General features: G+C 68.0%; 16 protein-coding genes, 1 tRNA gene and 1 pseudogene. 14 read left to right on the top strand and 4 right to left on the bottom strand.

Features of this window, described 5'->3' with window-relative positions; all coding sequences use genetic code 11:
• Nucleotides 1-28 precede the first annotated feature (28 nt).
• The 4 genes and pseudogenes from O7R11_RS06985 to O7R11_RS06970 form a co-directional block, all read right to left on the bottom strand.
• Nucleotides 29-1,156, bottom strand: coding sequence for a M20 family metallopeptidase (locus O7R11_RS06985; RefSeq protein ID WP_337996784.1), 1,128 nt, complete (start codon nt 1,154-1,156; stop codon nt 29-31).
• A 466-nt stretch (nt 1,157-1,622) separates the two neighbouring features.
• Nucleotides 1,623-2,831 carry a putative capsular polysaccharide synthesis family protein gene (locus tag O7R11_RS06980; RefSeq protein ID WP_337996783.1) on the bottom strand — a complete coding sequence of 403 codons (1,209 nt, stop codon included), beginning with the start codon at nt 2,829-2,831 and terminating at the stop codon, nt 1,623-1,625.
• Between the two features lie 126 nt (nt 2,832-2,957).
• Nucleotides 2,958-3,239, bottom strand: a pseudogene (locus O7R11_RS06975) (sulfate adenylyltransferase subunit CysD); the annotation flags it as partial.
• A 246-nt stretch (nt 3,240-3,485) separates the two neighbouring features.
• Nucleotides 3,486-3,575 (bottom strand) — tRNA-Ser (locus O7R11_RS06970).
• Nucleotides 3,576-3,768: 193 nt separating this feature from the next.
• Here O7R11_RS06970 and rplU point away from each other — a divergent pair.
• The 14 genes from rplU to O7R11_RS06900 all read left to right on the top strand — a co-directional run bounded on the left by rplU (nt 3,769) and on the right by O7R11_RS06900 (nt 17,019).
• Entirely contained in the window at nt 3,769-4,071 is a 303-nt protein-coding gene (gene rplU / locus O7R11_RS06965; RefSeq protein ID WP_337996782.1) for a 50S ribosomal protein L21, read from the top strand.
• A 26-nt stretch (nt 4,072-4,097) separates the two neighbouring features.
• A complete protein-coding gene (rpmA, locus tag O7R11_RS06960) occupies nt 4,098-4,358 on the top strand; it encodes a 50S ribosomal protein L27 (RefSeq protein WP_337996781.1) in 261 nt (86 codons plus the stop codon).
• Nucleotides 4,359-4,449: 91 nt separating this feature from the next.
• Nucleotides 4,450-5,487, top strand: a complete 1,038-nt coding sequence (gene obgE, locus O7R11_RS06955) for a GTPase ObgE (protein ID WP_337996780.1) — start codon at nt 4,450-4,452, stop codon at nt 5,485-5,487.
• Nucleotides 5,488-5,712: 225 nt separating this feature from the next.
• Complete coding sequence (gene proB / locus O7R11_RS06950) at nt 5,713-6,864, top strand: glutamate 5-kinase (protein ID WP_337996779.1); 1,152 nt, start codon at nt 5,713-5,715, stop codon at nt 6,862-6,864.
• A gap of 26 nt (nt 6,865-6,890) precedes the next feature.
• A complete protein-coding gene (locus O7R11_RS06945; protein ID WP_337996778.1) occupies nt 6,891-8,156 on the top strand; it encodes a glutamate-5-semialdehyde dehydrogenase in 1,266 nt (421 codons plus the stop codon).
• A gap of 8 nt (nt 8,157-8,164) precedes the next feature.
• Nucleotides 8,165-8,821 carry a nicotinate-nucleotide adenylyltransferase gene (locus O7R11_RS06940; protein ID WP_337996777.1) on the top strand — a complete coding sequence of 219 codons (657 nt, stop codon included), beginning with the start codon at nt 8,165-8,167 and terminating at the stop codon, nt 8,819-8,821.
• 47 nt (nt 8,822-8,868) lie between these two features.
• Nucleotides 8,869-9,357, top strand: coding sequence for a ribosome silencing factor (gene rsfS / locus O7R11_RS06935; RefSeq protein WP_337996776.1), 489 nt, complete (start codon nt 8,869-8,871; stop codon nt 9,355-9,357).
• Between the two features lie 9 nt (nt 9,358-9,366).
• Nucleotides 9,367-9,825, top strand: coding sequence for a 23S rRNA (pseudouridine(1915)-N(3))-methyltransferase RlmH (rlmH, locus tag O7R11_RS06930; protein WP_337996775.1), 459 nt, complete (start codon nt 9,367-9,369; stop codon nt 9,823-9,825).
• A gap of 339 nt (nt 9,826-10,164) precedes the next feature.
• Nucleotides 10,165-11,712, top strand: coding sequence for a 2,3-bisphosphoglycerate-independent phosphoglycerate mutase (gene gpmI, locus O7R11_RS06925; RefSeq protein ID WP_337996774.1), 1,548 nt, complete (start codon nt 10,165-10,167; stop codon nt 11,710-11,712).
• Between the two features lie 10 nt (nt 11,713-11,722).
• Nucleotides 11,723-12,946, top strand: a complete 1,224-nt coding sequence (locus tag O7R11_RS06920) for a murein hydrolase activator EnvC family protein (RefSeq protein ID WP_337996773.1) — start codon at nt 11,723-11,725, stop codon at nt 12,944-12,946.
• On the top strand, nt 12,943-14,241 hold the full coding sequence (locus O7R11_RS06915) for a S41 family peptidase (protein ID WP_337996772.1): 1,299 nt from the start codon (nt 12,943-12,945) through the stop codon (nt 14,239-14,241). The genes O7R11_RS06920 and O7R11_RS06915 overlap by 4 nt, the downstream gene beginning before the upstream one ends.
• Before the next feature lie 30 nt (nt 14,242-14,271).
• Entirely contained in the window at nt 14,272-15,708 is a 1,437-nt protein-coding gene (locus tag O7R11_RS06910; protein WP_337996771.1) for a divergent polysaccharide deacetylase family protein, read from the top strand.
• On the top strand, nt 15,705-16,220 hold the full coding sequence (locus tag O7R11_RS06905) for an RNA pyrophosphohydrolase (protein WP_337996770.1): 516 nt from the start codon (nt 15,705-15,707) through the stop codon (nt 16,218-16,220). The genes O7R11_RS06910 and O7R11_RS06905 overlap by 4 nt, the downstream gene beginning before the upstream one ends.
• Nucleotides 16,221-16,311: 91 nt before the next feature.
• Nucleotides 16,312-17,019, top strand: a complete 708-nt coding sequence (locus O7R11_RS06900) for a GGDEF domain-containing protein (RefSeq protein WP_337996769.1) — start codon at nt 16,312-16,314, stop codon at nt 17,017-17,019.
• Nucleotides 17,020-17,026: the final 7 nt, after the last annotated feature.

The raw sequence follows: 17,026 nt of genomic DNA, 5'->3' as shown, positions 1-17,026 counted from the left end.
CGTTACCGACGGTTCGTTCCGCCGGATCCTAAACGGATTGCAGAGTGGAAAGCGTGCTGACGATGTCCTTGAATTCCGCGAACCTCGCCTCGAGGTCCGTGGTGTCGATGAATTCGTTCTGGGTGTGGGCGCCGCCGCCCACCGGGCCGATGCCGCAAAGCGCGGGCTTGCCCATGGCGCTGGCGAAGGAGGCATCCGAACCGCCGCCGACGAAGGCCCACTTCGGGGTAATGCCGTGGCGCAGGCTGACCTCGTCCACCACCGCGCAGATGCGCTCGGTCGCCGCGTTCGGCTTCATCGGCGGCCGGGTGATGCCGCCGCCCAGCGCAAACGATACGCGCGGGTTGAAAATGCCGCGGGCGCGCACCGCCGCATCGATGGCGAGCGAATCCTCGTAATCGACGGTGCGGATATCGACGCGCAGTTCCGCCTCATCGGGGATGGTGTTGACGCTGGCGCCGCCATGCGCCATGCCCGGGTTCACCGTGATGCCCTTGCCCGGGTCCTCCAGGGATTTGAAGAAGAGAATCCAGTTGGCCATCTCGGTGACCGCGCATGCGCCGTCCTGCGGGTTGTTGCCCGAGTGCGCGCTCACGCCGGAGAACTTCAGGGTATAGCGGAGAATGCCCTTGCGCTGCTTGATGTGCGCGCCGTTGGCGCGCACGCACTCGGTGGCGAAAATCACCTTGCTGCCGCGCGACAGGTCCTCGATCACCGCCCGGGTGTTGGGACAGCTGATCTCGTGCTCGCCGTTGAAAAACACCCCGACGTTACCCAGCGCCCCCTTCTCCGCCACCAGTTGTTCCAGGGCGTGGAGCGCAAACAGACAACCGCCCTTCATATCTGCGGCGCCGGGGCCGCGCAGGCGGTCTCCCTCGATGCTGAAGGGACGGCGCTCCGCCTCTCCGGCGGGAAACACCGTGTCGATATGGCAGAGGATGAGCAGATCGAAGTTGCGGGCCGCCGACGGGGTGCAGAGCACGCTCTTGCCCAGGGTTTCCGGCGCAGGCTCGAACCATTCCGTCTTCCAGCCCATCGCCGAGAACCGCTGCGCGAACCATTCCGCAACGAAGTCCACGCCCGCCTTGCAGTAGGTGCCGCTGTCGATGTTGACCAGGCTCTCCAGCTCCTCGAGATACCGCTTCTTGTCCAGCATTCGCCTGTCCCCTTGCGGAATGGCACGAAACCCACGCGCCGGTTTATGGAATGAATTTTTCATACCATTTTGAATAAAAGGACGAAACTAAAATAATATTTTGTGCGGCGGCATGACGCCGTGGTACAAGGGTGGCTTTGCTGCGGCCGCCTCCACCCTCTCGGGTGGGCGGTTGAAGCCCGTGAAAATTATAGAAAAAACCGCTCTCGGCCGGGGCGAATCGGGCCGACTCAGGCTGATCCGCCGGGAGGAGGCGACCTCCCTCCCCACTCCCCGCACCGGATCAGCGGCGGCGCATGCCCACGGAATCGCGCCGCGACGGCCTTTACAATAGACGGCGCGGACCACCCGGCGCCGCCGGGCCCGGTCGGCCACGCCATGGATGAAAAAAACCGGCCCCCAAGGGTCCGGCTTTTTCATGGCGGAGAGGTACGGGACCACCCGGAAGGGACGGAGAACGTCCTTGTCAGAGGTGCTCGAGCACCATGGACAAGGTCCGATGATCGAGGGCGGTGAGAACCGTCGGCGCGGGCGGCTCCACCGCCCAGGATTCCACGAGCCATGGCGCATAGCGCCACAGGGAATCCGCGTCGCAGGCCCCCAGCATCAAGAACAAGGCGATGTACGAGAACCCCCCGCCATCGTAGACGAACAGGTCCAGATCGACCGTTCGGATCTTCCCCCCGGAAAGGAAGGTCAAAAGAGCCCGCGCCAAGGATTCGGCCGCGCCCGCCGGGATATCGGCCCGCGGCGGCGGCGCTTCGGGAATCCGGCGGTGTTCGATGAGATTGCAGATGGCATCCGATACCATTTCCGCGGTTTCGAGCGGAAAAGCGGTCGAGAAAAGACCGCCGAGCGCCCTTTCCTCGAAACTCATGCCTTCCGCACCCTTGTTGCTCCAGCGCGCTCTAAAATCATCCAGCATACCCTCCGGGTAAAAATTCCTCACCCGGTCATCGCCATACAGGCATTCGATATCATCGTCGCTGATATTGATTACGTTATGCGAAAAATTATACAGTAATGATATGTTCTTAACCTTTGCATTATTCTCATGAGGAATTGGTTTTATTTTAACTCCCAGGTATTCCGACAGGGCATTGCCGATAAACTCATTGAATCCTTCATATCGATAAAAAAGTAAATTGAACTTACCCTTTCTGATGATGGACCACCCCCGCTCCCTGTCGAAATCTTCCGAAAAAATGTCTATTCCAGTAAAATTCCTTAATTCCGTTCCCAGGGTGGGCAGCCACGCCGCGCGATATTGCTTAACGGGTTCTCTCTCCAGGTATTCTATCATATCTCTAAGGCCCTCTTTCGTCCCGGCCATGATTTTGGCATGCCGCAAACCGTCCGTTTCGCTCAAGTATTGGAAATACCCGGACAACGCATAGGATACAGGTTCCCTGATGCCGCAAATAACGTTCACACTATCGGACGTGGCCGCGATGTTCCTGGCTCTCAGTGCGAGTTCGATTTGTTTGACGTGTTGATGCATAAACTCGTCAAACCGGCTTTTTTCCGCATAGAGGGCGATAATATCAAGACCCCTCCGAATGGAATCCGGGCAGAGAAAATGGATCTTGATCGCCTCCATTCCAGCCGAGTTTAAATATTGTGTAATCGATGTGGAGCCGGTCTTCCCGAGCGTAAGCTGAATAACGGCGGACATGGTCACCTCCTTGGCGCTGGCGCATCGACGCCAACGGAAGATTCATACTGGTGCCGAGCCATGCGAAGATGGAGGCATGGCCTGGACCGTCAATCGATGAGTCCCGAACCCGGTTGCCGGCCCACCCCTATTCTTCTCCGTCGATCCCGCCCGGCCGTGGCCGATCAGCCGCCCCTGCCGTTCCGAGGTGCGGGCGCACTGCATCCCGGCGACGATCTCGGGCAGGGTCGCGGCATCGGATTCGATGGCGGTGGTGAGCGGATAGCAGCCGAGGGTGCGGAAGCGCGTCTTCTTCATCATCGGCTTTTCGCCGGGGGCGGGCGGCAGGCGGCCGTCGTCGGCCAGGATCAGCATGCCGCTGCGCTCCACCGCCGGCCGCACCGCGGCGAAGCAGAGCGGCACGATCGGGTTTTCGAAGCAGGCGGCCACTCCGCGCAGGATGTGGATGCTCTCGGCCTCCAACCGGCGGGGGCGCGACAGGGAAGCTGCGTGCAAAACGAACCTCTGACCCCGAGGGAAACCCTTGGGAAAATTACTCTCCGCCACGCGCGCGCGCAAGCCGCGATGACCGGACCGCCGCCGAACCCGGCGGATTCTCAGCCTCGGCCCTCTCCGCCATGAAAAAGGGGCACCCTTGCGGGAACCCCTTTTTCATGGCGGAGAGGGTGGGATTCGAACCCACGGGACGCTTGCGCGCCCAACGGTTTTCGAGACCGCCCCGTTCGACCGCTCCGGCACCTCTCCTTAACGCCGCGGTCGGCGAAGATGGGCTTTCTACAGGCGCTTTCTGCCGCCGTCAAGCGCCGTTGCGCGAACCGCTTTCCCGAGCGGCGGAAAAGCGTTGACAGGGGCCGTCCTGCGGCTATAGTACGCGCCTCTTTCGCGGACCGTGAACGCGGTACCGCGCTTCTTTGGTGTTTTACGAAGGCGGTTTACCATGTTTGCAGTCATCAAGACGGGTGGCAAGCAGTACCGGGTCGAAGCCGGCGACGTCATCGTCGTCGAGAAGCTGCCGGTCGAAGAAAACGGCGCTGTGACTTTCGACGAGGTCCTGATGGTCGGCGACAAGGTCGGCGCGCCCACCGTGGCCGGCGCCACCGTCACCGGCGAGGTCATGAAGCAGGCCCGCGACAAGAAGATCATCGTCTTCAAGAAGAAGCGCCGCCAGAACTACCGGCGCAAGAACGGCCACCGCCAGTACATCAGCGTCGTGCGCATCACCGACATCGCCGTCGCCTGAACCGACGAGAGCAGGAGTAATACGAGATGGCTCACAAAAAAGCAGGCGGCAGTTCCCGCAACGGGCGCGACTCCGCGGGTCGCCGCCTCGGGCTGAAGAAGTCCGGCGGTCAGGCGGTCGTCGCCGGCAACATCCTGGTCCGCCAGCGCGGCACCCAGTATCATCCGGGCGACAACGTCGGCCTCGGCCGCGACCACACCCTGTTCGCCCTGGTGGACGGCAAGGTGGAGTTCAAGAAGGGCGCGAAGAACCGCACCTTCATCGGCATCGCGCCGTCCGCGGAATAACCCGCCGCGCGGCATCCGCCGCGTTCCGGTGGGGGGAAACAAGGGGAATGGTCGTCCATTCCCCTTTTTGCATCGCTGGAGGAAACCCCGCGTGAAGTTCCTCGATCAGGTCAAGATCTTCGTCAAGTCGGGCGACGGCGGAAACGGCTCCCTGAGCTTCCGGCGGGAGAAGTACATCGAATTCGGCGGCCCGGACGGCGGCGACGGCGGCCGCGGCGGCGACGTGGTGCTGGAGGCGGTGGCCAACCTCAACACCCTGATCGATTTCCGCTACCAGCAGCACTTCAAGGCGCAGCGCGGCCACGGCGGCATGGGGCGCGACCGCACCGGCGGCGCGGCGGACACGCTTCTGATCAAGGTGCCGGTGGGCACCCAGGTGCTGGCCGAGGACCGCGAGACCCTGCTCTACGACATGGACGCCCCCGGCAGGCGCGTGGTGGTGGCCAAGGGCGGCGACGGCGGCTTCGGCAACGCGCACTACAAAACCTCGACCAACCAGGCGCCGCGCCGCGCCGACCCCGGCTGGCCGGGCGAGGAGATGTGGCTGTGGCTGCGCCTCAAGCTGATCGCCGACGTCGGCCTGGTCGGCCTGCCCAACGCCGGGAAGTCCACCTTCCTCTCCCGCGTCACCAAGGCGCGGCCGAAGATCGGCGACTACCCCTTCACCACCCTCTTCCCCAACCTCGGCGTCGCGGTGGTGGGCGGGCACGAGTTCGTCATCGCCGACATCCCCGGGCTGATCGAGGGCGCGCACGAGGGCGCGGGCCTGGGCGACCGCTTCCTCGGCCATGTGGAGCGCACCTCGGTGCTGCTGCACCTGATCGACGGCACCGCCGAAGACGTGGCGGAAAGCTACCGCATCATCCGCGGCGAACTCGCCGCCTATGGCGGCGGCCTCGACGAAAAGGCGGAGATCGTCGGCCTCAACAAGTGCGACTCCCTGCCCGAAGACGAAGTGGACGCCAAGCTCGCGGCGCTTGCGGCGGAAACCGACTCGCCGGTCCTGGCGCTTTCCGGGGTTTCGGGCTACAACCTTCAGGCCGTTTTGCATACACTTGCCGCCTATGTGCGCGGCGACGTGGAGGAAACGGAAGACGACGCCGCGGACTGGCAGCCCCTGGAGGAGTAGGGCGTATTTTCGGGGGAAGGAAAAACTTTGCGGGGGGACTCGGTCCCCCCACGCCCCCCATAAGTTTTTTCGCCGCGAAGCGGCAGGCAACGTGCCGTTTGCAACCGCCCCGGGCTTATGGCGCTTCGCGCAAAAACTTTAAGTCATGGGGTGCGCGAGGGGACCGAATCCCCTCGCAGAGTTTCGGTTTTTCCGGGGCGGCGACCCCCGATGGAGCATGAGGCGATGCAGGCGCATTCGGAGCGGAATCCTCTTTCGGCGGCGAAGCGCGTCGTCGTCAAGGTCGGCTCCGCCCTCCTGGTCGATGAGGCCAGCGGCGAGATCCGCCAGGGCTGGCTCGATTCTCTGAGCGACGACATTGCGGACCTGCGCGCCCGCGGCAAGGAGGTGGTGGTGGTCACCTCCGGCGCCATCGCGGTGGGGCGCGGCCCCCTGGGCCTGGCGGGCAAGACCCTGCGCCTGGAGGAGAAGCAGGCGGCGGCGGCGGCGGGGCAGGCGAAGCTGATCCACGCCTATCAGGACAGCCTGGCGCGGCACGGCATCGCCGTGGCGCAGGTGCTGCTCACCATCGCCGACACCGAGGCGCGGCGGCGCTTCCTCAACGCCAGCAACACCCTGGAAACCCTGTTGAAGCTCGGCGTGGTGCCGGTGGTCAACGAGAACGACACCGTGGCGACGCAGGAAATCCGCTACGGCGACAACGACCGCCTCGCCGCGCGCATCGCGCAGATGACCGCGGCGGGCGCGCTCATCCTGTTTTCGCTCGACATCGACGGGCTCTACACCGCCGACCCCACCAGCGACCCCACGGCGCGCCACATTCCCGAGATCACCGGAATCGACGGCGAGATCGAACGCATGGCGGGCAAGCCGAAGGGCGCGGGTTCCGGCGGCATGGTGACCAAGCTTCTCGCCGCGCAGGTGTGCATGGCCGCGGGCTGCCACATGGCGATCGCGCGCGGCCGCGGCGCCCACCCCATCGCCGCGCTGCTGAACGGCGCGCGCGCCACCTGGTTCATCCCGGAGGAAGACCCGCCCGCGGCGCGCAAGCGCTGGATCGCGGGCTCCCTCAACCCGCGCGGCGCGTTCACCGTGGATGCGGGCGCGGTGGCGGCGCTGCTGCACGGCAAGAGCCTTCTGCCCGCGGGGGTGACCGCGGTGGAGGGGCGCTTCGACCGCGGCGACGCGGTGGTGGTGAAGGATGCCGAGGGCCACGAGCTGGCGCGCGGCCTCTCCGCCTATGCCGCCAAGGATGCGCGCCTGATCGTCGGGCATAAAACTCAAGACATAGAGTCCCTGCTCGGCTACCGTGGACGCAGCGAAATCATTCACCGCAACGACCTGGTTTTGACCCGCGCCAACGGGCACGCCTCCTGACCCCCACTTCTGCCGGAGTCCCTGCCATGACCACCGCCCTCGCCGACGTGATGCACGCGATCGGGCGCGAAGCCCGCGCCGCAGCCGCAGTGCTGGCGGGCGCGCCCACGCAGGCGAAGAACGCCGCGCTCGCCGCCGCCGCCGCGGAGATCCGCGCCCGCGCCGCGGAGATCGCGGCGGCCAACGCGGCGGACGTGGCCGACGGCGTGAACAAGGGCCTTTCCGCCGCGCTGCTCGACCGCCTCACCCTCACCCCGCCGCGCATCGAGGCGATGGCCGCGGGCCTGGAGGCGGTGGCTGCGCTGCCCGATCCGGTGGGCCGCTCCCTGGCGAAGTGGGACCGCCCCAACGGGCTGTCCATCGAGCGCGTCGCGGTGCCCTTGGGGGTCATCGGCGTGATCTTCGAAAGCCGCCCCAACGTCGCCGCCGATGCCGGGGCGCTCTGCCTCAAGGCGGGCAACGCGGCGATCCTGCGCGGCGGGTCGGAGAGCTTCCGCTCCGTTTCGGCGATCCACGCGGCGCTCGCCGCGGGGCTCAAAGCCGCCGGTCTGCCGGAGGCGGCGATCCAGGCGATCCCCACCACCGACCGCGCCGCCGTGGGCATGCTGCTGACGATGACCGAGTTCGTCGATGTCATCGTGCCGCGCGGCGGCAAGGGCCTGATCGAGCGCGTCACCGCGGAGAGCCGCATCCCGCTGTTCAAGCACCTGGACGGCCTCTGCCACACCTACATCCACAGCGCCGCCGACCCGGCGATGGCGCGGGAGGTGACCCTCAACGCCAAGATGCGGCGCACCGGCATCTGCGGCGCCACCGAGACCGTGCTGATCGACCGCGCGGCGCTCGCCACCCACCTGCCGGGCGTGCTCGACGCGCTGATTTCCGCGGGCTGCGAGGTGCGCGGCGACGCCGAAGCGGCGGCGCTGGATGCGCGCGTGCTGCCCGCGGGCGCGGCGGACTGGGACACCGAATACCTCGACGCCATCGTCTCCATCCGCACCGTCGCGGGGCTCGAGGAGGCGCTCGCCCACATCGCGGCGCACGGCTCCCACCATACGGATGCGATCATCACCGCCGACCCGGCGGCGGCGGAGGCGTTTCTTGCCGCGGTGGACAGCGCCATCGTGGTGCACAACGCCTCCACCCAGTTCGCCGACGGCGGCGAGTTCGGCATGGGCGCGGAAATCGGCATCTCCACCGGCCGCTTCCACGCCCGCGGCCCGGTCGGCCTGGAGCAGCTCACCATCTACAAATACAAGGTGCGCGGCACTGGCCAGGTGCGTCCGGTCTGACCCATAAGATGCAGATCCACCAGCGCCTCGTCCGCAAACGCCCGCTTCCCCCCGCCGGAGACCGCCGCCACCGCGCCGTCGGCCTGCTCGGCGGGTCGTTCAACCCGGCGCACCCGGGCCATCGTTTCATCAGCCTGCGGGCGATCAGGGCGCTCGGCCTCGACGAGGTGTGGTGGCTGGTCACGCCGCAGAACCCGCTCAAGGACAGCCGGGTGATGCTCTCCCTGGCGGAACGGGTGCGCCGCGCCCGGCTGATCGTGCGCCACCCGCTGATTCGCGTCACCGACATCGAAACCCGCCTCGGCACCCGCTTCACCGCCGACACGCTCTGCGCCATGCGGCGGCGCTTCCCATGCATCCGCTTCGTCTGGCTGATGGGCGCGGACAACCTGATGCAGATGCCCCACTGGGACCGCTGGGAACGCATCTTCGCCACCGTTCCGGTCGCCGTGTTCGACCGCGAGCCCTATACATATCAGGCCTTAAGCAGCCGCGCGGCGCAGCGCTTCCGGCATCAGCGGCGCACCGGCCCGCGCCTGCACCGCCTCGCCGAGAGCGCGCCGCCGGTCTGGGCTTTCCTGCCCGGACGGCGGCACCCGGCCTCGGCCACCGCAATCCGGGAAAAAACCGGACTCGACAAACTTCTCAAAAAACGCAAGAAGTGAAGATTGACGCAACCGCAGCAGAAACTGCGGGATGCGCCGAACAACCGATGGAGACGACCATAACTTCTCTGAGAACCTCCTCCGACGTCCAGGAGCCGCCCAGTCGCGGTAAGGACGCCATCGCCGATGCCGCCGATCTGGTGCGCGTCGTGTGTCGCTCGCTCGACGACGACAAGGCCGAGGACATCTCGGTCATCGATCTCTCGGGAAAAACCAACATCGCCGACTTCATGGTGATCGCCTCCGGACGGTCGTCGCGGCAGGTCGGCGCGATCGCCGACCACATGTTGCGCCGCCTCAAGGAGGCGGGGCTGCGCCCGGCCACCGAGGGCAAGGCGAATTCCGACTGGGTGATCGTCGATGCCGGATCGGTCATCGTCCACATCTTCCGGCCGGAAGTCCGCGCCTTCTACAACCTGGAAAAGATGTGGGGCCACATCCCGGCGGCCGAGGAAACCGAAACCGCGCGCCCTTTCGGCACGGCGGGGTTCCCGCCGCCCCGCGGGCCTGAAGCGGCGGCGCGCCTCAACGCCTGAGGCGACGCCATGCGCTTTCTCATCGCCGCGGTCGGGCGCGGCGGCAAAGGACCGGAACAGGCGCTGTTCGCCCACTACGCGGCGCGCCTGCGTCCGCCTATAGACCTGCGCGAAGTGGAGGAGCGCCGCCCGCTGCCCACCGCCGAACGCCAAGCCCGCGAGGCGGAAAAACTCCTCGCCGCGGTGCCGCTGGGCGCGCGCATCGTCGCGCTGGACGAACGCGGCAAATCGCTTTCCAGCACCGACCTCGCCGCCACCCTCGGCGCCTGGCGCGACCAGGGCGCGCCCGCCGCCGCCTTCCTCATCGGCGGAGCGGACGGCCACGACGAAAGCGTGCGCCAACGCGCCGACCTCACCCTCGCCCTCGGCACGATGACCTGGCCCCACCTCCTGGTGCGCGGCCTCATCGCCGAACAGATCTACCGCGCCCAGTGCATCCTCGACGGCCACCCCTACCACCGGGCGTGAGGAAAACCAGGCCGGGGCTCCGCCCCTGGACCCGCCGGGGACTCGGTCCCCGGACCCCATAAATTTTGGTTTTTGCGCGCAGCGCCATAGAGCCATCGCGCGGCGTGACGGTTGATTGCCGCTCCGCGGCGAAAAAAGTTATGGGATCAAAGGGTCCGAGACCCTTTGCGGGTCCGGGCAGAGCCCGGCCTGGTTTTACCTGCCCCTGGGAGGACCGAGTCCCCTCGCGAAGTTTTTTCTTCATGCGCACCAGGGCGCTTGTGGTCTCCGCCATAGCATGGGGGCCATGAACCGCCTATATTGAGTGCCCGGTTTTGCCACAACCTCCCGGATAATGCGATGACTGAGAAGACTGCCGTTCCGAAGCCCGTTGTCTTGTGCGTCCTCGACGGCTGGGGGGAGCGTCCGCCAGGGCCGGACAACGCCATCGAGTTGGCGAACATCCCCAACTGGCGCCGTTTCATCGCCGAGAGCCCGAACGCGCTGCTCAAGACTTCGGGTCTGGCGGTGGGCCTGCCGGAGGGGCAGATGGGCAATTCCGAGGTCGGGCACATGAACCTCGGCGCGGGGCGGGTGGTGATGCAGGACCTGCCGCGCATCGACGCGGCGATCGCAGGCGGCGAGGTCGAGGCCTCCCCGGCGCTGAACGAACTGATCGCGGCGCTGGCGGAGAGCGGCGGCGCCTGCCACCTGATGGGCCTGATGTCGCCCGGCGGGGTGCATGCGCACCAGGCGCACATCGCGGCGTTGGCGCGGATTCTCGACGCACGGGGGATTCCGGTGCGGGTGCATGCGTTCATGGACGGGCGCGACACGCCGCCCTCTGCCGGGCGCGGCTATCTCAAGGATTTCGAAAAGGCGGTGGCGGACTGCGAGAACGTGGCGGTGGCCACGGTGAGCGGCCGCTATTTCGCCATGGACCGCGACAAGCGCTGGGACCGCGAGCAGAAGGCCTACGACGCGATGGTATCCGCCGCGGGCAAGGGCGCGCCGACCGCCGACGCCGCGATGGCGGCGGCCTACGAGGCGGGCGAGACCGACGAATTCGTCGCGCCGCGGGTGGTCGGCCCCTATGCGGGCATGGCCGACGGCGACGCGGTGCTGATGGCCAACTTCCGCTCCGACCGCGCACGGGAGATTCTCACCGCGCTGCTCGACCCGGCATTCGCGGGCTTTGCGCGGGCCAAGACCGTGGGCTTCGTCGGGCGCGTCGGCATGGTCAGCTATTCCGACGAGCTGGACGCCCTGATGACCGCGATCTTCCCGCCGCAGACCCTGGTCAACGTCCTCGGCGAGGTGGTCTCCAAGGCGGGGCTGAAGCAGCTGCGCATCGCCGAGACCGAGAAGTACGCCCACGTCACCTTCTTCCTCAACGGCGGCGAGGAGAAGGTCTTCCCCGGCGAAGAGCGCATCATGGTGCCGAGCCCGAAGGTGGCGACCTACGACCTCCAGCCCGAGATGTCCGCGCCGGAAGTCACCGACAAGCTGGTGGCGGCGGTGGAGAGCGGCGTCTTCGACCTCATCGTCATCAACTTCGCCAACGGCGACATGGTGGGCCACACCGGCATCATCGAGGCGGCGGTGAAGGCGGCGGAAACCGTGGACCTCTGCATCGGCCGCCTCGACGCCGCGGTGGCGAAGATGGGCGGGACCCTGTTGATGACCGCGGACCACGGCAATGCGGAGCAGATGCGCGATCCCGTCACCGGCGGCCCCTACACCGCCCACACCACCGGCCCGGTGCGCGCGGTGCTGCGCCATGCGCCCGCGCGGGTGAAGGCTCTGCGGGAGGGTGCGCTGTGCGACGTCGCCCCGACGCTGCTGAACCTGATGGGCCTGCCGCAGCCTGCGGAAATGACCGGGCGCTGCCTGTTCGCCGAGGATTGAGGCTTTGCCCATGGGGCCGACGCGCCTCCTCGCCGTTCTGTTCTGCCTGTGCACCGCCCTTCCGGCGGCGGCGGCGGAGCCCGCGTCGCCCAAGGCCGATCTCTCCCGCGTCGAGAAGTCGCTGAAGGAGGAGCAGAAGCGCCACGAGGAACTCAAGCGCAAGGCCGAGGCGCTCTCCCGCGACAGCCAGGAGGTGAAGCGCAAGATGGTGCGCGCCGCCGCCACGGTGCGCCGCCACGAGGCGGAGCTGACCCGCCTGGAGGACAAGCTGCGCGCCCTGCAGAAGCAGCAGCGCGCCCTGCAAACCGCGATCGACCGCCGCGGCGACCAGATGGTGACGGTGATCGCGGCGTTGCAGCGCCTCGCCTGGCGGCCCACCGAGGCGCTGATCGCCCAGCCCACCCCGCCCGCGGACACGGTGCGCTCCGCCATTCTGCTGCGCTCCGCGGTGCCGACCATCGAGGCCTCGGCGCGCGACCTCAAGGGCGACCTCGACAAGCTCTCCGCCCTGCGCGCCCAGATGAAGGGGCAGAAGGACCGCATCGCCGCGGTGACCTCCGACCTCGCGCACACCCACGACGAGTTGAAGACGCTGTTCGCCGACAAGGCGGCGATGCAGAAAGAGACCGCCCATGCCTCGGAGGAGGCGGCAACGCGCATGCAGGCGCTGGCGCGCGAAGCCGGAGACCTCAAGGAACTGATCGCCAAGCTGGAGGCGGAACGCGCCCGCCAGCGCGAAGAGGCGCGCAAGCGCGCCCTCGAACGCGCCAGGCAGGGCCGCACCGCGGCGCGGCCGCCGCCGCGCGCCGAGCCCGCGCGCCCGCCCAAGGGCTTCGGCGCGGCGCAGGGCACCCTGCCGCTGCCCGCCGTCGGCGAGGTCGCCCAGAAGTACGGCCAGATCACCCAGGCGGGCGTCCACGCCAAGGGCCTCACCATCGCCACGCGGCCGCGCGCGCAGGTGATTTCCCCCTTCGACGGCGTGGTTTTGTTCGCCGGACCGTTCCGCGGCTACGGGCAACTCTTGATCATCGAATACGGGGACGGATATCATATACTTTTGGCGGGGATGAACAGGATCGACGCCGCCGCCGGACAATCGCTGTTGGCGGGGGAACCCGTCGGCGCGATGGCCGACGCGGCTTCCCCGGAACTTTATGTGGAACTTCGCCACGACGGCCAACCCATCAACCCACTCCCCTGGCTCACCGCCGGCAAAGGCAAGGGACAAGGATGACGCGTAACTCCATGATCGCCCTCGGGCTCGGCGCATTGCTGCTGACCTTCGAGGCACCCGCGGGCGCTGCTGCACGCAACGACGACTCCGCGTACGAATATCTCAACCTGTTCGGCGACGTGTTCGAACGCGTGCGGCGCGACTATGTCGAGGAGGTCAGCGACAAGCAGCTGATCGAGGCGGCGATCGGCGGCATGCTGCAGTCCCTGGACCCGCACTCGGCGTATCTCGACAAGGAGAGCTACGCCGACATGCAGGTGGACACCAAGGGCGAGTTCGGCGGCCTGGGCATCGAGGTCACCATGGAGGCCGGTCTGGTCAAGGTGATCTCGCCGATCGACGAAACCCCCGCCGCCGAGGCGGGGGTGCAGGCGGGCGACCTGATCACCCACATCGACCATGTGCCGGTGCTGGGCCTCGCGCTCACCGAGGCGGTGGACAAGATGCGCGGTCCGGTGGGCACCGAGATCGTCATCACGGTGCGGCGCGGCGCGAAGGAAACCTTCGACATCAAGCTGAAGCGCGCGGTGATCAAGATCAAGTCGGTGCGCGCCCGCAGCGAGGGCGAGATCGGCTATCTGCGCATCACCTCGTTCAACGAGCGCACCGACGTCAACCTGAGGAAGGCGGTCAAGGAGATGCGCGCCGAGAAGGGCAAGGCGTTGAAGGGCTTCGTGCTCGATCTGCGCAACAACCCCGGCGGCCTGCTGGAGCAGGCGGTGGCGGTGGCCGACGACTTCCTCGACCACGGCGAGATCGTCTCCACCCGTGCCCGCGACGCGCGCGAGACCGAGCGCTACAACGCCGCGAAGGGCGACCTCATCGACGGCATGCCGCTGGTGGTGCTGATCAACGGCGGCTCGGCCTCGGCGTCGGAGATCGTCGCGGGCGCGCTGCAGGACCAGAAGCGGGCGATCCTGATGGGCACCAAGAGCTTCGGCAAGGGCTCGGTGCAGACGATCATTCCGCTGCGCGGCCACGGCGCGATGAAGCTCACCACGGCGCGCTACTACACGCCGTCGGGGCGCTCCATCCAGGCGGTGGGCATCGAGCCGGACATCGAGGTGCCGTCGGCGAAGATCGAGGTGCTGGAGCCGCGCCGCCAGATGAAGGAGGCGGACTACCGCAACGCCCTGGACAAGAAGCCGGAAGACGCCGCGGACGAAAAGCCGCAGGCGCCGGAAACCCCGGCCAAGCCGGCCTCGCCGCAGGACAAGGCCGCCGAGGACTACCAGTTGCAGCGGGCGTTCGACCTGCTGAAGGGCCTGGCCCTCTACGCGGCCAAGCCGTCGTAAGACCGGGACGCGCGAACCAGGGGGGAGCAGGTGGGCAAATCTTCCGGCAACGGCCCGGACTCCGGCAACGGCGCACCGCCGCGCCGGGGTCTGTTCGCCCGCCTGTTCCGGCGCAAGGCGGAGGACTCCGACGCCTTCGGCCAGGAACCGGAAGCGCCGGCCGACCCCTTCGGCCTGGTGGACGAGGCGCAGGACGCCCGCTTCCGGCGGCGCAAACGCCTGATGGCGGTGGCGATGCTGCTGCTGCTCGTGGGCGGCGGCGGCGGCGCGGCGGCCTATTTCTGGCTGACGCCCGCAGGCGAGGAACAGCCCGCCGCGGCGGCCGCGCCGGAGACCACGCCCAGCCGCGGCAGGCGCGTGGTCCGCTCCATGCCGCCCGCGCCCGGCCCGGAAAATCTGAGAAGCGCCCTGATCCGCCCGCCGGGCAGCGTTCCCATCGACAACCCGGACGTGGCGCGCCGCATGGGCACCCTCTCCGCCACGCCGTCCGGCGCGCCCGCCGCCGCGCCGCAGGCCCCGGGGCAGGCCCCCGCCGCCGCCCCGGCCAAGCCCGCCGCGCAGGCCGCGCCGCCCGCCGCCATGGCCGCAGGCCCGGAGATGCCTTCGCCGCGCGCCGACCGCAACGCCGCCTCCAAGCCGCCGCGGCTCGCCGACCTGCCCAAGCTCCCGCCGCCGCAACAGCCGCTGCCCAAGGCGCCGCTGCCGGAACTGCAGCAGCGCACCGCGGGCGGACTGGTGCTGCCCGCGGTGGCCGCCGACGGCCGCCACGCCTGGCAGGCCTATGGCCGCCCCTTCACCGCCCAGGCGCGCATTCCGCGGGTCGCGGTGATCGTGCGCGTCGGCCTCGCCGCGGAGCCCACCCGCGCCGCCATCGAGTCGATGCCGCCGGAGGTGACGCTCGCCTTCGACGTGGACGCGCCGCAACTGCGCGCCGGGCTGGCGCAGGCGCGCGCCGCGGGGCACGAGACGATGCTGGAACTCGGCATGGAGGCCGCCGCCTTCCCCGCCGTCGATCCGGGCCCGGAGGGCCTGCTCACCGCCCTCGGCGAAGACAAGAACCGCGAGCGGCTGGACCGTGCGCTCGCGCGCGGCGACGTCTACGTCGGCCTGCTCGCCCGCGACGGCGAGCGCTATGCCGCCTCGCCGCCGCATTTCGCCGCGCTGATGCAGGACCTCGCCCGCATGGGCATCGCCTATGTCGCCTCCGGCCGCGCCTCCCCCCTCGAAACCGCCCGGATGCGCCCGGCGCACGCGGCGGTGGATGTGGCGATCCCCGCGGGCAGCTTCCGCGAGCGCGTCGCCGCCTACATCGCCCATGCCGAAACCCTCGCCCGGTCGCGCGGCGGCGCGGTCGTCGTCGCCGACGCCACGCCGCTCAACCTCTCGATGCTGCACGCCTGGTTCGGCGCCTTCCCCGGCAAGGCGTTGCAACTCGCCCCGCTCTCCGCCGTGGTGAAGGACCAATGACCGCTTCCCTGCCCTATGCCGAACGCCCCTACCGCCTGGGCGTCGGCCTCGTGCTCTTGAACCCCGCCTCCCGGGTCTTCGTCGCGCAACGCATCGACACCCCGGAGCCCGCCTGGCAGATGCCCCAGGGCGGCATCGACGCGGGCGAAGATCCGCGCACCGCCGCCTTCCGCGAAATGGCCGAGGAGATCGGCACCGGCGCGGCGGAGGTGCTGGCCGAAACCCCGGACTGGCTGACCTACGACCTGCCGCCCGCCATCGCCGACCGGGTGTGGAAGGGGCGCTTCCGCGGGCAGAAGCAGAAATGGTTCCTGATGCGCTTTCTCGGGGCGGACGCGGACATCGACATCGCCACCGCGCACCCCGAGTTCTCCACCTGGAAGTGGGCGGACTTCGACACCCTGCCGGAGATGATCGTCCCCTTCAAGCGGCCGCTCTACCGCGCGGTGGTGGAGACCTTCGCGCCGCGCGTCGCGCTGCTGCGCGGCGGGGCGGGAACCGCCTCGTATTGATCTTCCGCAACTCATTCATATATATAAGATAAACCTTTATCAGAGTAAGGGTATATTCGCCGCAGGAGGAACAGGGGAAGGACACCCGCCGGTGAAACACTCGACACGCATCGCGATCGGTTATCTCGGCCTGTCGATTCTCTGGATCGCCGTCTCCGATCCGTTGCTGTCCACGCTGTTTCCCACAGCCTTCCCCACGATCAGCCTCTACAAGGGCTGGTTCTTCGTCGCCGGGACCGCGCTTCTGCTCAAGCTCTGGCTCGCCGCGGAGGAAAGACACCGCAACGTGGTGCTGGCGAAATTGCAGGAAAGCGCCGTCACCGATGTGCTCACCGGCATGCGCAACCGCGCCGCCTTCATCGAGCACCTGGAGCATGCGGTGCGCCTGGCGGCACGCGAGAACCGGGCCTTCGGCCTGCTGTTCATCGACGTGGACAACTTCAAGAGCGTCAACGACGCCCACGGCCACGCCGTCGGCGACGGCCTCCTGTGCGAAGTGGCGCGGCGCATCGCCGCCACCATCCGCGCCGCCGACATCGCGGCGCGCCTGGGCGGCGACGAGTTCGTCGTGCTGGTGGACAACGGCCACGACATCACCGTGCTCGGCGCCCGCCTCCTCGCCGCGATGCGCCACCCCTTCGTCATCGCGGACATCCCCCTCGTCGTCACCGTGAGCATCGGGCTCTCCCGCTTTCCGGAACACGGCGCCACCGCCGATGCCTTGCTGCACGCCGCCGACGTGGCGATGTACCGGGCAAAAAACGATGGACGAGACCGCCTCGTCGATGCGTCCGGCTGACTTTCCC

This window comes from Oleispirillum naphthae, from assembly GCA_027864655.1.
GTDB lineage: Bacteria > Pseudomonadota > Alphaproteobacteria > Rhodospirillales > Rhodospirillaceae > Oleispirillum > Oleispirillum naphthae.
Note: the sequence above shows the minus strand (reverse complement) of the source record. Positions and strands in the feature narration are given on the sequence as shown.

What these genes read in the sequence shown, in the direction of transcription:
- O7R11_RS06945 (WP_337996778.1), top strand. Translation starts at nt 6,891, where the DNA reads ATGACCACCGCCCTCGCCGACGTGATGCACGCGATCGGGCGCGAAGCC.
- O7R11_RS06985 (WP_337996784.1), bottom strand. Translation starts at nt 1,156, where the DNA reads ATGCTGGACAAGAAGCGGTATCTCGAGGAGCTGGAGAGCCTGGTCAAC.
- O7R11_RS06905 (WP_337996770.1), top strand. Translation starts at nt 15,705, where the DNA reads ATGACCGCTTCCCTGCCCTATGCCGAACGCCCCTACCGCCTGGGCGTC.
- O7R11_RS06980 (WP_337996783.1), bottom strand. Translation starts at nt 2,831, where the DNA reads ATGTCCGCCGTTATTCAGCTTACGCTCGGGAAGACCGGCTCCACATCG.
- rpmA (WP_337996781.1), top strand. Translation starts at nt 4,098, where the DNA reads ATGGCTCACAAAAAAGCAGGCGGCAGTTCCCGCAACGGGCGCGACTCC.
- O7R11_RS06915 (WP_337996772.1), top strand. Translation starts at nt 12,943, where the DNA reads ATGACGCGTAACTCCATGATCGCCCTCGGGCTCGGCGCATTGCTGCTG.
- gpmI (WP_337996774.1), top strand. Translation starts at nt 10,165, where the DNA reads ATGACTGAGAAGACTGCCGTTCCGAAGCCCGTTGTCTTGTGCGTCCTC.
- O7R11_RS06940 (WP_337996777.1), top strand. Translation starts at nt 8,165, where the DNA reads ATGCAGATCCACCAGCGCCTCGTCCGCAAACGCCCGCTTCCCCCCGCC.
- rsfS (WP_337996776.1), top strand. Translation starts at nt 8,869, where the DNA reads ATGGAGACGACCATAACTTCTCTGAGAACCTCCTCCGACGTCCAGGAG.
- rlmH (WP_337996775.1), top strand. Translation starts at nt 9,367, where the DNA reads ATGCGCTTTCTCATCGCCGCGGTCGGGCGCGGCGGCAAAGGACCGGAA.
- proB (WP_337996779.1), top strand. Translation starts at nt 5,713, where the DNA reads ATGCAGGCGCATTCGGAGCGGAATCCTCTTTCGGCGGCGAAGCGCGTC.
- O7R11_RS06920 (WP_337996773.1), top strand. Translation starts at nt 11,723, where the DNA reads ATGGGGCCGACGCGCCTCCTCGCCGTTCTGTTCTGCCTGTGCACCGCC.
- rplU (WP_337996782.1), top strand. Translation starts at nt 3,769, where the DNA reads ATGTTTGCAGTCATCAAGACGGGTGGCAAGCAGTACCGGGTCGAAGCC.